At 54.6% G+C, this 12,670-nt stretch carries 13 protein-coding genes; 4 read left to right on the forward strand and 9 right to left on the reverse strand.

Going from position 1 to position 12,670, the window contains the following annotated elements:
• A partial coding sequence (locus tag Q0510_RS21500) for a SusC/RagA family TonB-linked outer membrane protein (RefSeq protein ID WP_298716204.1) occupies positions 1 to 2,579 on the reverse strand: 2,579 nt, incomplete at its 3' end.
• A gap of 194 nt (positions 2,580 to 2,773) precedes the next feature.
• Positions 2,774 to 3,520 (reverse strand): DeoR/GlpR family DNA-binding transcription regulator, encoded by a 747-nt coding sequence (locus tag Q0510_RS21505; protein WP_298716207.1) that lies wholly within the window; start codon positions 3,518 to 3,520, stop codon positions 2,774 to 2,776.
• Between the two features lie 206 nt (positions 3,521 to 3,726).
• Between Q0510_RS21505 and Q0510_RS21510 the strand changes: the two genes are divergently transcribed.
• A complete protein-coding gene (locus tag Q0510_RS21510) occupies positions 3,727 to 4,827 on the forward strand; it encodes a glycosyltransferase family 1 protein (RefSeq protein WP_298716210.1) in 1,101 nt (366 codons plus the stop codon).
• Positions 4,828 to 4,838: 11 nt separating this feature from the next.
• On the opposite strand, the gene Q0510_RS21515 is transcribed toward Q0510_RS21510, so the two are convergent.
• The 6 genes from Q0510_RS21515 to Q0510_RS21540 all read right to left on the reverse strand — a co-directional run bounded on the left by Q0510_RS21515 (position 4,839) and on the right by Q0510_RS21540 (position 9,771).
• A complete protein-coding gene (locus Q0510_RS21515; protein WP_298716213.1) occupies positions 4,839 to 5,660 on the reverse strand; it encodes an SGNH/GDSL hydrolase family protein in 822 nt (273 codons plus the stop codon).
• Positions 5,661 to 5,818: 158 nt separating this feature from the next.
• Entirely contained in the window at positions 5,819 to 6,523 is a 705-nt protein-coding gene (locus Q0510_RS21520) for a hypothetical protein (protein WP_298716216.1), read from the reverse strand.
• 60 nt (positions 6,524 to 6,583) lie between these two features.
• Positions 6,584 to 7,591: a hypothetical protein gene (locus Q0510_RS21525; RefSeq protein ID WP_298716219.1), complete on the reverse strand. Its 1,008-nt coding sequence runs from the start codon at positions 7,589 to 7,591 to the stop codon at positions 6,584 to 6,586.
• A 2-nt stretch (positions 7,592 to 7,593) separates the two neighbouring features.
• On the reverse strand, positions 7,594 to 8,319 hold the full coding sequence (locus Q0510_RS21530; protein WP_298716222.1) for a hypothetical protein: 726 nt from the start codon (positions 8,317 to 8,319) through the stop codon (positions 7,594 to 7,596).
• Positions 8,316 to 9,074, reverse strand: coding sequence for an HmuY family protein (locus Q0510_RS21535; RefSeq protein ID WP_298716225.1), 759 nt, complete (start codon positions 9,072 to 9,074; stop codon positions 8,316 to 8,318). Before Q0510_RS21535 ends, Q0510_RS21530 begins: the two co-directional genes overlap by 4 nt.
• Positions 9,075 to 9,081: 7 nt before the next feature.
• The gene (locus Q0510_RS21540) at positions 9,082 to 9,771 is read right to left on the reverse strand and encodes an HmuY family protein (protein ID WP_298716228.1); all 690 of its coding nucleotides are present in this window, start codon (positions 9,769 to 9,771) and stop codon (positions 9,082 to 9,084) included.
• A gap of 175 nt (positions 9,772 to 9,946) precedes the next feature.
• Here Q0510_RS21540 and Q0510_RS21545 point away from each other — a divergent pair, with 175 nt between their 5' ends.
• Both Q0510_RS21545 and Q0510_RS21550 read left to right on the forward strand, forming a co-directional pair.
• Positions 9,947 to 10,276: an antibiotic biosynthesis monooxygenase gene (locus Q0510_RS21545; protein ID WP_298716231.1), complete on the forward strand. Its 330-nt coding sequence runs from the start codon at positions 9,947 to 9,949 to the stop codon at positions 10,274 to 10,276.
• Between the two features lie 3 nt (positions 10,277 to 10,279).
• Positions 10,280 to 10,402 carry an alanyl-tRNA synthetase gene (locus tag Q0510_RS21550; RefSeq protein ID WP_298716233.1) on the forward strand — a complete coding sequence of 41 codons (123 nt, stop codon included), beginning with the start codon at positions 10,280 to 10,282 and terminating at the stop codon, positions 10,400 to 10,402.
• A 74-nt stretch (positions 10,403 to 10,476) separates the two neighbouring features.
• Here Q0510_RS21550 and Q0510_RS21555 read toward each other — a convergent pair whose 3' ends face one another.
• Positions 10,477 to 11,463: an AraC family transcriptional regulator gene (locus Q0510_RS21555; protein ID WP_298716236.1), complete on the reverse strand. Its 987-nt coding sequence runs from the start codon at positions 11,461 to 11,463 to the stop codon at positions 10,477 to 10,479.
• Positions 11,464 to 11,691: 228 nt separating this feature from the next.
• Between Q0510_RS21555 and Q0510_RS21560 the strand changes: the two genes are divergently transcribed.
• Positions 11,692 to 12,670 (forward strand): TonB-dependent receptor plug domain-containing protein (locus Q0510_RS21560; protein ID WP_298716238.1); only part of this gene is annotated, 979 nt, incomplete at its 3' end.

Consider the following 12,670-nt stretch of genomic DNA (forward strand, 5'->3'; position numbering starts at 1 on the left):
TTCGCCGTGGGATTGTTGATCGCGGCAATAGGCCTGCCCTGGTCGTCGACCGCCCAGTTACCATTGGCATCGCGCTCAAAGTAATTACCGTAAAAAACACCCACCGGCTCTCCGGCCAGGATCACCGACGGCGATCCCGCGGCGTTTACCAGCGTAATCGGCGTCACCTGGCTGGAGGAAGTCACCAGGTTCTTGTTGCGGTTCACCGATCCGAACAGGTTCCAGGTGAAGTTCTTGTTGACAACCGGCGTAGCTGTGATCCCCAGTTCCCAACCTTTATTCGTCAAATCACCCACGTTCTGGATCTGCCCCGTACCACCCGTCGAAGGCGCCAACGTCCGTTCCACAAGGAGCGAACTGCCGACGATCTTCTTGTTATACACCGTAAACACCACGCCCAGCCGGTTATTCAGGAACGACAGGTCCACACCGCCCTCTAGTTCACTGGCGCGCTCCGGCTCTACCGTCATGTTACCCAAACCGGGATTCAGGTTGTAGGTCGCAATGCCATTCAGCGAAGCGCTCGTATAAGAAGTAAACCGCTCATACGATCCGATACCCGTCAGGTTGCCGGCCAGCCCCCACGATCCTCTAAGCCTTGCGGATGAAAACCAGGAACCCATATTCTTCCAGAAGTCCATCTCGCTAAGGTTCCAGGCGACGCTCGCTTTCGGGTACCAGTAATTCCGCGTTTCCTCCGGAAAGCTGGTGGAGCCGTCGATACGGGCGGCCAGCGTTAGGAAGGCAATGTTCTTGTAACCGAAAGTCTCCTGCAGGAAAGCGCCGTACGTCTGCCGCTGGTCGTAAGTATACCGGGGATCGAGGCGGGTAGCGGCCCCGTTGATCGTGGTAATACCGGGCAACATGTCGCGCCCTTCGTTAAACAGCCCCGTAATCTTTTGGTATTGATGGTTGAAACCCACGGTCGTCAGCGAAGAGAAATCCCCGAACTTACCGTTGTAGGAAATGTTCACGTCATTGTTGACCAGGAAGGTATTCACATTGGCGGACGACGCATACCCCGTGCCTTCCTGGGCGGAGATATACGGATACCGCTCGATATAATTCCTTCCTTCCTGGCTGAAATTATCGATCCCCAATATGTAATCTATACTCAAACCATCCACCGGCTTGATCTTCACCTGGAAGTCGCTGATCGTACGGCTCACCTGCTGCGTGAGCGACATATCCTCGATCACGCTCAACGGGTTCACGCGCGTGGGTTCCACTCCTTTGAGATTCCCGTAAACGTCCCTTTCCTGGATATTGAAAATGTTATTGGTAATGTTGATGGAGTTGATGGGGCTCCAGAATACGTTACCATTGGGCTTTTCGTTCGAGAAGCTGTTCGTATACGCCACCCCGCCGGTAATGGAAATGTATTTATTGATCATCTGGTCGATACGCGCCTTGAAGTTGAAACGCTGGAAATCGGTGTTCCTGACAATCCCTTCGTTCTTGTAATATCCGCCGGAGAAATAGTACTTCGTTTTCTCCGTGCCGCCGCTGACCGACAAATAATTATCCGTCCCGATTCCCCGTTGGAAGATATCATCCTGGTAATCGTACCGCGTAACGTCTACCAACTCACTCGCGAGTTTGCGCGTTTGTCCGTCGGGCCGCACATACGTGATAAAAGGCACGCCCGCGGGCGCATCGCTGATATTTCCCAGGCGGAGCGCGGCGGTGCCGAATTGCTTGCCGTACGTGGAGATGTACACTTTCTTCCGCAGCTCGTTCATGATCACGCTGGTACCCACATCGATCTTCAATTGACCGGTTTTGCCGGATTTGGTGGTGATGAGCACCACGCCATTGCTCGCGCGGGCGCCATATATCGCGGAGGCCGAAGCGCCGGGGATCACGTCGATTTTTTCGATGTCGTTGGGATTGATGTCCGCCAGGCGGTTGGTTCCCAGATCAGCCCTGGGATTGCCGGTAACGTTGAGGTTGGTCACGTTGGTGGTGGCATTGCTGATCACCACGCCATCCACAACATAAAGCGGTTCCGAAGAACCCATGATGGTGCTGGTCCCGCGCATGCGAACGGATATCCCGCCCGCGGGGTCGCCGGAAGTCTGGGAAATCTGCGCGCCGGGGATTTTCCCCTGCAACGAAGCGCTCAGGTTGCCGGAGCCCGTGTTCAGCAGTTGCTTCGCATCCACCGAATTCACCGTATTCCCGAGTTGCTTGCGCGACTGGCGAAGCGTGGAACCGATCACCACCACTTCATCCATCTTCAACACGTCTTCTTCCATCACAACGTCCACCGTGGCCTGGCCGCCGCTGGGCATAACCGAACGGGAAATGGTCTTAAACCCTATACCGGAAAACTCCAGCATGGCGCTGTTCCCCGTTACATTAGCCGAAAAGCTGTACTGCCCGTTGGCATCGGTAGTGGCTCCGGAAGAAGTGTTCCGCAACACCACCGTGATGCCGGGCACCGGCGAACCGCCGGGAGCGGTGACGGTACCGCTGAAACGGACCTGCGCCTTCAGCGCGCCGGCCGTTAGCAGGAAGAAGAGCAGCAGCGTGCAAATCTTCCATCTTGTTTGCTGATTACGAAGTGGATTTGTCATGACGAATCTGATTTTTGCTGTAAAAAATTGATACCTGGGAAAGGATTTTGGTTGATGGGCTATTCACATGAAAGCAAAAGGCTGCGCCTTCCGTCGTTTGATTCGGATGCAAGCTGATGGGGTAAAGCCGGTTCTTCGTTCGATTCGTTGGGAGCGCTGCCCCCGTTCCACTGTCGATATAAGCCTGTCGGGGTTTAGATCATGTCCAATCCCGCCGCCCGGTAGGGTTGCAGGAGATCGTTTCCTGGGTTCAGTTCTGTTATGATGGTATCGATGCTATTAATATTACACACTTTGAGTCGTTGCGCGGTATTGATCTTCTCCGAGATCGCCAGCGAGATGACCCGGGTTGATGACTCGATCATCGCCTTTTTGATCTGCACCACATCGCGGTCGTTGTCCGTTAGGCCGGCATGAAGATCGATGGCGTTGGTCCCCAGGAAGCACAAATCTGCCTTCACCTGCCGGATCTGCTCGATCGCGGCACCGCCGACGGTGATCTTCGAGCTTTTCAGGAGGCGGTCGCCGATGAGGATGACGTCGATGTTCGGATGCTGGGAATATTCGTAGGCCACGGGCAGACTGCCGGTGAAAAACGTCGCATGCAGCTCCGGTGGCAGCGCACGTGCCATCTCCAGGATGGTGGTGCCGCCCGTCGTGAGCACGAACATTCCGTTCTGGATGAGCCTTGCGGCTTTCTGCGCGATTATTTTCTTTTCCGTGGGAGCATATACGTCGCTGGGACTGAAAGAATTATGGAAAGACTTCGAGAGCGCGCCGCCGTGAACCTTGATGATCCTGCCCGTTTCCGCCAGTTCGTTCAGATCGCGCCGGATCGTGTCTTCGGAAACGCCAAGCCTGTCCACGAGCCAGGTCGTGAGCACTTTGTTATGGAGATTAACTTCATGCAGGATAACGTTGTGGCGTTCTTCCTTCAGCATAAGCGGGGCAGATTGGTTGATATACCGAATTTACCGAAAAAGCGCCATATTCCCGCACAAATATGCACGAACAGGCAAAATAACCGCACGTACCCGCATTATTGGTGCTGTTTTATAAGGCAAAGTTATCCAGCTGGAGTGCATTAAAACCGGCAAAGCGTTCCGATTTAAGTATCTTGGGCTGCTATTTAGAACATTAAAGAGATATGAAAGTTTGCTTCGACCACCAGATTTTTACCATGCAGCGCTACGGCGGGATTTCGAGATATTTTGCCAACATCTGCAATTCCCTGGAGGCGCGTGAAGATGCGGAATGCAAATTACTGGTGCTCTACAGCAGGAACCAATACATCCAGGACCGGCAATTCCCCATGCCGCCGTTCCTTGCAGAGCGGTTGCTGAAGAAATACCGCAAGCAGGCGAAGTGGAATGAAAAATATGCGCGCCGTCATATCCAAAAGAGTGAATTCGACGTCCTTCACCCCACGTATTACCATCCTTATTTCCTGGAAGGCTTGAAAAAGCCGTTCGTCATCACCGTTCATGACATGATCCATGAACTGTTCCCGGAGTACTTCTCGACGAACGAAATCTATGTGCAATATAAACGGGAAACGATCACCCGGGCGGACCATCTCATAGCGATTTCCGAATCCACCAAAAACGATCTGCAGCGGATTTATAACATCCCGGAAGAGAAGATCACCGTAGTATATCACGGTTACCAGGAAAACCCGGCGTTGTTGCATGCAGATAAAGACACTGCTTTCACCCTGCCTTTCCGGGAGTATGTGCTGTTCGTGGGCGATCGCGCGGGATATAAGAATTTCGGGCGGTTCGTGCAGGCGGTAAAACCTGTGCTGGAGCGCTACGACATCAACCTGGTGTGCGCCGGCGGCGGGGATTTCGGTGTGGCGGAGAAGGAAATGCTTTACCGCGCCGGGATTCAAAACCGGGCGAAACAGATTTCCGCTACAGAGACCCAACTGAATTCCCTCTATCAAAACGCCCTCGCGTTCATCTACCCGTCTTTGTACGAAGGTTTCGGTTTGCCCATCCTCGAAGCTTTCCGGAACAATTGCCCGATCATCACCAGCAATACCAGCTGTTTCCAGGAAGTGGGCGGCGAAGCGGCGGTGTACTTCGATCCGTATCAAATCGATGAAATGGCGCAATCCATTGACGCGGTGATCAATAGCAAGGAACTTTCCGGCCAACTCAGGGCGAAAGGCGCGCAGCGGCTCGGCCGCTTTTCCATGGAGCGGTGTATGGAGGGGACGATGGACGTTTACCGGAAGCTGGTGTAATAGAAGCCAGATTATTTCATTGCTTTCACCAGCATTTTTGCGATAGCGGCATATCCCTTATCGGAGGGATGGAGACCGTCGTACGTCATGCCGATGGCTTCTGGCGGGTAAGGGTACTCGTCGGATTCGGGGTTCCAGGGAACGTCTTTCCAGGCTGGCCAGCTGAATGCGCGGGGTTTTCCGGTGGAGGGATCTTTGAGCCATTTGAACTTCACCATGTTGCGCAGGTTGATGCCGCTATCATGATAAAGATCCGCAAAGGCAATGTTCTCATGCTGCGCGATGGAATCGAGGGCGGCAACGAAAGATTCAAGGGTTTTGCCGTTTTTGTTGGGTTTGTACGAACCCCAGGCGTTATTGCGGGGATTCTTCAGGTATACGAAGTCACCGCGTTGCAGGGGCGCGATGAGAATGATCTGGGCTTCCGGATTGAGTTGCTTTATTTTATCTATGATGATGCGGAAAGAACCGTGTACCGTCCCGTTGCCGCGGTTCTCCTTGTAATCCGCCATGGCTCCAAGTTCCCGGCCTGCCCACCAATCATTTGTTCCCAGGAAAATTGAATAGATATCTGCTTCCCCAATGCCCAGCTTATCGAAGGATTCGGCGATGCGCCCTGCCGTCCAGCCATTGTGGCCCTGGTTGTGGTATTTGATATGGGGGAGCTTTTCCGTCACCATCGTCATATATCCTTTTGTGATGCGGTGGTCGGTTTCTTCGGGGTGCTCGTTCATGTAGGTGATCGAGTCGCCGATGGCAACCCAAACGCGTTCGCGTGGGATGAAGGAGGTGAAGAGGAGAAGGATGAGCGTTGCGGGAAAGAATGTCTTCATTATAATACACGGATTCTGCTTTCATAGAAACCATGCATTAAAATACAAATTCGTCTATTCCGTAACGATTCCTCCCACAAAAAAAGTTGGCCGCGGTCCCCCGCGGCCAACGAACTAAACAAAACTCAATATTACTTTCCAAACCAGGTACCGGCACCTTACAGCGCCGCGTACACAAAGTTATAGTACGGGAACGCCCCGCCGGTAACGCCATTCTGGTAAATGGAGGTTATTTGCATCTTCCAGAGCGTAGTGCCCACCTTCACCAGGATCGTTCTGCCAGCTACGGGTGTAACGGTATGGCCGGAGCTCCAGGCATACGTATACCAACCTTTACCATTCGCATACGCGGATACGGCGGGAGGAATACCGGTTCCGGTCACCGTGTTCATCCCGATCACGTTGGGGCCTGCAGGCGATGTGCCCGGGAGCGTTCCCAACGCCCAGTCGGACGCTACCACCGTAGCAAAAGACTTGTCGATAATCTTGATGGAATCGCGCGGCACCAGGTCGCCGGTGGCGATACCGGTCATCTTCAACTCAAAGGTCGAAGGCGTACCCGCTTCGTTTACAGAGAAACGCCAGTAAAAATTGCCGTCCGCAGGCTGGCCCGGGCCAGTGCTGTAGGCTTGTTTGAAATTGGTTACCGTATACACCGCACCGCTGCGCGCAATGGTGCCGGAAGTAACGCCCGGACCGGTGATCGCCTGGCTCGTGCCGTCGGGGATGGTTACGGCAATGCCAAGGTCGCCGGCGGGTATACGGGTTTGATCCGGGGCCGCCACATCGTTGTTTTTCGAACAGGCGGCCAGGAACAGGGCGGCTGCAAGCAGTCCACCGAAAGGACGAAGGGTTTTCCTCATGGTAATCATAGTGTGATTTGGGTTTGTGGGTGAAACAATTAGAAATGGTATGTCAAATACTTAGGGTTCAACTGTGAATTTTACAAAACCGGTCACTTCCACGTAGTTTTTACGGTTGCCGTTCCAGCTCCACCAGCCGGTGAAATCCGTGATGCGAAGCCGGATCCCCATCGCGCCGGGGCCCCAGTCGCCAAACTGGTACGTGCCGGCAGGGAAATTGTCGGGAATGCGATAAGTAGCCGTGGTAGCGGTGCTGCTCACAAACGGCAGCGGCATGATCTCTTTTTCAAGATAATTCGCATCGTATGTGTATGCGACCGCATCCTTCAGGTCAAAGAAATTCGATCCGGAGAAGGTGATCGTTTCCCCGCGCTTCACCGTTACGTCAGCGGCTAACGCCGTCACTTTGGGGCTTTCACTCCATTTATACAAAACGCCGAATACGTAATTCTCGGTGGTTCTGGACTGCTCGCCGCAGGTGATGCGCACCCTGTACGCTCCGGGCTTCAAACCTGTTTCGGGAATTTTCACCCGTATGTTCGGGATGCCGTTTTGCGGTGTAAAGAATTCGATGTCCATTTTAGTGGCCGTTCCCGGCGTATCAACCAGGTAAAAGCTTGTTACGGAAGGGTCCGCCACGAAGTAGCGCATCGTCGAGCCGATGTCGGTCACGAATTCGCCGCCCCTTTCCGCGATATACGAACCCGTTTCGCTGATCTGGATCGGCGCCTGGTTCAGCACAACTTTCAGGAAATACTTCTTCTCCGTTCCATTCTGCGCCTTCACCGTGTAAGCCGTACCCGTCCGGAAAGGAACGGATGCGCCCGAAGCAGGGCTCAACGTAGCGCCTTCCGACACTTCGATCTGCGGCTGGATCGATTCCGGGGTGGCAATGTGGAAGGGCCAATACATCACGATGCTGTCGCCGGACATGGCGGCCATCATCATTTCTTCCCCCGCCTCCACTTTAAAACTGGCGATCCGGGTGTGCGGCGACGGCGCCTGTTCGGTTTCTTTCTTGCATGCGGCCAGCAACAGGCCGAATGAGAGGATATATGCGATTCTCATGATTACAGTTTGATAATTCGGATGGGATATTGCGTAGTCTTGACGCGGCCGTAGACGTACACCCGCAGGCGATAGAGGCCGGTTGCAGTAAGTTTATCCAGCAAGGGTTGCTGCGCTTCGGAGATATCCAGGTAGGGAGACACCTGGTATAAACTGCCCAAATGCGTAGTCGACAAATTGAACGCCGGCAGTTCATTCCCGCCTTCATCCACCAGCGCTACTTTCATCAATTCATTGTTTTCCGAAAATCCGGTCCCTTTCATGTAAATGGTAAAACTCGAATATTGATCTTTCGTGTTGATGGTGTATTCCTTGATATCGTCCACGGTACTGAGTTCTTCCAGTGTCACGTCCGGCTGGTGCGTCCGGATGTGGAGTTTGTAATCGCGCTTGCTGCCGTCTTTGGCGGTCACCGTGTAGGTGATCTCCCGGTTGGTGCGGATGGCGCCGAAAACGTCTTCCACCAAAGTTCCCGAAGCGGGGGTAACGGTGGAACCCGCCGGCAGCGTGATCTCCGGTTCCAGGATGGTCAACTGGCGATAAGCAGGCAGATACAGGGTGATGGTATTTTCTTTGTCGGAAACAGCGGCCTCGATGGGATCGCCCTGGACGTTCACGACGCGGAACGACTCAATGCGGTTGGCCGGCTCCGGCGCCGCATCGATCGTTTCCGTTTTGGTGCAGGCAAAAAGCCCGCATGTCAGGAGGATGGAATAGATATATTTCATGGGATGTTTAAGTTGGTGGAACCATAACGGAATGTGATGTAACCCGGCTTGTTGGTACGGTCGGGGTTCTCAGGACTGTCTTTGTAAATATTCTCCATGATGAGCTTGGCGTACCGGCCCTTATGCGTTTTCACGATCAGCACGCGCGGCATGGTGTACACTACGTGCGACTTCAGCGGATTGCCGGGGAACATGCTGCCGTAGAAATCATAATACCCCCATCCGTCGAATCCGCCGAGGAAGTGGTCGAGCCCGATGTCGCGCGTTACGAAGCGCAGGCCCGCGGGCACGGTGGTTACTTTGTTGTACGCCTCGTTCCAGAGGGCTTTGGGGATGGGTAATGTTTTAGGCTTGAAATTGGAGGTATCATAATATTGCGCGTCGAACTTGCGGTCTACGATCACCGCGATCTCCGCCTTTCCCGGCCCGCCGAACCCCGGCGAACCCACGGCGTTGCCGTTATTGGGATAGATGCTGCTGTTGTAAATCCCGTAAAAAACGATGTCCCAGTTGCCCGTCTGCCGCTGTGATGCGGGAATTACTTTGTTCTCCTCCAGGCTGTAGTAAAGGGAAACGGCGTCCCCGGCGGAAGTGGCGTTGGTATCAGCAACGAGGTTCACGACGCGGTAGGTGCCCGTTTTTACAGCGTTACCGCCGCCACCGGTTTCGGGAGGCTCCGGCGTTACCAGCGCGTCATCTTTGGAACAGGCCGCCAGCAACACGATGGCCAGCATGCCAATCAGTTTTGTTTTCATGGTTGAATCAGTTGGATGTGTTCAGCTTCCGGCTTCCGTCGGCCTGAACGAAATATTTGAAAGTAAGGAAGGGTGCGGGCCAGAAGAGGTCCGTCACCACGGGAGGATTGCCTTTGTAGATATTAAGCAGCGCCAGCTTGGCGAATTTGCCGTCGGCCGTTCTGAGGACGAACGTGCGGTTCTTGATCGGTACGCAAATGTGGTTGCTGAGCGAATAGAAGAACCAGCCGTAACCATTACCGCTGTCCCAACCCACGCCATGCACGCCCTTGTTCTCGAACTCCGCGTCCGACGGCGCTTCCGTAACCTGGTCATACGGCTTCTCAACGATGATCATCGCGCCTTTACCCGGACCGCCCGCGCCGGGCGTTCCCGTGTACGTGCCGTTATTCACCACCACATAGGAATTGTATTCCTGCGTGAAGGCAATGTCCCAGTCGAGGTTCTTTAAATACTGCGCGGAGTCGGCCGTGGTTTTGATGAGGCGCGACTGCTTGGTGGAAAAGCTAAAGATGAGGGAGAAAAACGGCCGTTGCTCTTTGCCTTCGCCGGGCTCGCCGACGGAAGCGCCGGTATCCGCCTGGAGATCGGAGACCAGGATGCTGGGAGGGCCTGTGGGGGCGGGGGTATCGTCGCTGTCTTTCCCGCAGGATGCGAGCAGCACGGCCACCGCTATGATCAATATTCGTAATTTCATTTGGGCTGTGGTTTAGCGTCGCAAATTTCAGTGCAACCGCTGACCACTTCCGGAAAATCACCAACCCATTCAGGAAACATGGAATGTTTCCCTTTCGGGTAACCGAATTTCCGCCGAAGGTCGATGACAATTCGATGACATGCGTACCTTTATTCCATCAAAAAAAGACAATACTATGATAAATCACTATGTTGCCATCAACTACATCACTTGCAACGACGACTTTAAAGACCGCTTCGAGCAGATGTTTGCCTCCCGGGCACACGCGATCGATACCATGCCTGGTTTTATCAATATGCATGTGTTGCGTCCCGAAAAAGCCGGGGACGCATACCTGATCGTCAGCTACTGGGAATCGGAAAACGCATTCCGCGACTGGATGAAGTCGCCCGCCTTCACCGCCGGCCACCAGCGCGGATTCGACGAACTGGCCAAAGCCAAAGCGGAAGGCCGTCCCGCACCGATGTCGAGCGATTTTAAGATTTACCGCATCATCAGCGAATAAAAAATGAAAGCACCCAAAAAGGAGGCCATCCTGAAATGGCTGAAGAGACTGGGCTTCTGGGGATTTGTATTCTTCCTCGTAAAAGGCCTTGTGTGGCTCGCCATATTTTACTGGCTGGCCACCTGACCAGGTACTTTGCCGCAAATGCCAATACGCCGCGTGGCGGGGGCTTTCACGCCTCCTGCCATGCGGTTTTTCATTTAAAAGTCTCCGCCTTTTATCCTTCCCGGCGCATAGCCGAAATACTTTTTAAAAGCCCGCGTAAAATGCGCGGTGTGCTTGTATCCCGACAAGTACGCCACTTCAGACACCTGCTTTCCCTGTCCCAGCAATTCCCTGGCATGCGCCATTTTGATCCCCTGCAGATAACCATACACCGTAGTGCCGAACACCTGCTTGAAATGACTTTTCAGGTAGGCGTCGTTGGTGCCTACCTGGTGCGCCAGGTCGATGAGGGTACAGGGGCTGTGGATATTTGAAGCGATGATATCGCGCGCCATGTGCATGCGCTCCACATCTTCCTTCCTGAGCGTGCGCGTGCTTTCGCGGGGGCGCAGGCCGGCCATCTGCTCGTATTGTGCCAGCTGGATCGCCAGCAGCTCGATGGTTTTGGCTTTCAGGAACAATTGCTTGTAACGCCCTTCCAGCGGGCAATGCAGCATGTCGTACAGGATCGTGCTGATGGAAGACTGCAATGGCAGGTTCACCGCGCTGATCGCTGCGGCTTCATTCCGTGCGATGCTCCCGGAAAAAATCTCGAACAGCGGATGATCGTGCGGCATGGCCTGCAGCACGAGCTCGGGGCTCACGCCCAGTTCAAAGATTTCCAGCTGCTCATGGGCGGGCCACTGCATGTGGATGTCTTCTTCCGGGAAAAACAGGTAATTATATTGATGACGGTCCAGCGATGCCAGCTTGTCGGCCCCGCCTTGCGCGGAGTAGCTTTTGCTGCCGCTCACCGTGTAGCTCATCTGGAAAAACGGCGTGGTGTTGCGGATGACGATCTCGCCAGCGTTGCTGGACCGGAGATTGTAATACCCGAAATTGATCCCGTCGGGGCTCAGCATTTCGTACACGGAACCGGTGTGCCCGTCCTGCGACAATTCGCGGCGGCGCTCACGGAATCCGCCGGTATTGTTGATATCGAACCGGCAGGAAGGGATGATATGTACGGGTTGCGCAGGCAAATGGAGAAATTGTTGTACCCGGCAATATTAAACCTTCATGCCAACAATTAGCAGCGCAATCGGGAACGGCAAATGATCGGATCGGGAAAACCCGCATGGTTGCGCTGTTTTCCGAATATGTTTTTCCGTTTATGGTAAATTTTTTTCCGGGGTTGAGCGGAATTCTTCCGGTTCAGGTAAGCATTTCTCCGCCAGTGGCCGCCATTCCTGCGGACCTTTGCACGCGATATGCATATTCAGCGATCCCTTCTGCTTCCGTGCCTCCTGGTATGCGCTGCCGCATCCGCACAGGCGCCGCGCGCCGACACAACGCCGGCCGTGCGCACGCTGCGCACCCATGAAGTCACGGACAATCCCCTTCGCAAATCCGACGATCTCATCACCATCGGACAGCAAACCGCCCCCACGCTCGTCATTTCCCGTAAATCCATCGAGCTCGCCGGCAGCCGCCGCCTCGACGAAGTGCTGCGCGAGCAAACCGGCATGGCCATCGTCCCGGACCTGGGGAGCGGCAACCGCAGCGTGGGCATACAGTTGCAGGGATTCAGCTCTGAATACGTACTCATCCTGATCGACGGCCAGCCCATGACCGGCCGCCTCGCCGGGAATTTCGACCTGTCGCGGATCGGGGTGGGCGACGTGGAGCGCATCGAAGTCATCAAAGGCGCGGCCAGCAGCCTGTACGGCTCTGAAGCACTGGGAGGCGTGATCAACATCATCACCCGGCAAGCCGTGCGCAGGGCGCAAGCTACCGCAGGCCTTCGCTTCGGCACCTATCAAACCACCGACGCCAACCTCAGCGCGGAAACTCCCTTCAAAAACAACAAAGGCTTCGTTTCCTTGTCGGGTAATTTTTATAAGACAGACGGCTTCAATGCCAACACCGAATATCTCAAAGAAGGCAAAACTTCACCGCCGTACACGAGCTTTTCCGGCCAGGCGCGCGGCCAGTGGCGTTTTAACGATCGCACCTCCCTGCAGGCGCGCGTTCGCGCGGCGGGCCGGCAGTCGGAAATGTTCCGTTCCTACGGCGCCCAGCCTTTCAACGACCAACTCCGCGAACAGGACATCAACGCCGGGCTGAACCTCCGCCAACAGGCTTCCCGAACGACAACGCTGCTCGCCAGGTATTATTATACCGGTTACGATACGCGCCAGACCGTCACCTTGCAGGAAAACGGACGGCTTTTACAAGAGAACGAATTCT

Source organism: uncultured Chitinophaga sp. (assembly GCF_937874145.1).
Lineage (GTDB): Bacteria > Bacteroidota > Bacteroidia > Chitinophagales > Chitinophagaceae > Chitinophaga.

What these genes read in the sequence shown, in the direction of transcription:
- Q0510_RS21505 (WP_298716207.1), bottom strand. Translation starts at nt 3,520, where the DNA reads ATGCTGAAGGAAGAACGCCACAACGTTATCCTGCATGAAGTTAATCTC.
- Q0510_RS21510 (WP_298716210.1), top strand. Translation starts at nt 3,727, where the DNA reads ATGAAAGTTTGCTTCGACCACCAGATTTTTACCATGCAGCGCTACGGC.
- Q0510_RS21515 (WP_298716213.1), bottom strand. Translation starts at nt 5,660, where the DNA reads ATGAAGACATTCTTTCCCGCAACGCTCATCCTTCTCCTCTTCACCTCC.
- Q0510_RS21520 (WP_298716216.1), bottom strand. Translation starts at nt 6,523, where the DNA reads ATGAGGAAAACCCTTCGTCCTTTCGGTGGACTGCTTGCAGCCGCCCTG.
- Q0510_RS21525 (WP_298716219.1), bottom strand. Translation starts at nt 7,591, where the DNA reads ATGAGAATCGCATATATCCTCTCATTCGGCCTGTTGCTGGCCGCATGC.
- Q0510_RS21530 (WP_298716222.1), bottom strand. Translation starts at nt 8,319, where the DNA reads ATGAAATATATCTATTCCATCCTCCTGACATGCGGGCTTTTTGCCTGC.
- Q0510_RS21535 (WP_298716225.1), bottom strand. Translation starts at nt 9,074, where the DNA reads ATGAAAACAAAACTGATTGGCATGCTGGCCATCGTGTTGCTGGCGGCC.
- Q0510_RS21540 (WP_298716228.1), bottom strand. Translation starts at nt 9,771, where the DNA reads ATGAAATTACGAATATTGATCATAGCGGTGGCCGTGCTGCTCGCATCC.
- Q0510_RS21545 (WP_298716231.1), top strand. Translation starts at nt 9,947, where the DNA reads ATGATAAATCACTATGTTGCCATCAACTACATCACTTGCAACGACGAC.
- Q0510_RS21550 (WP_298716233.1), top strand. Translation starts at nt 10,280, where the DNA reads ATGAAAGCACCCAAAAAGGAGGCCATCCTGAAATGGCTGAAGAGACTG.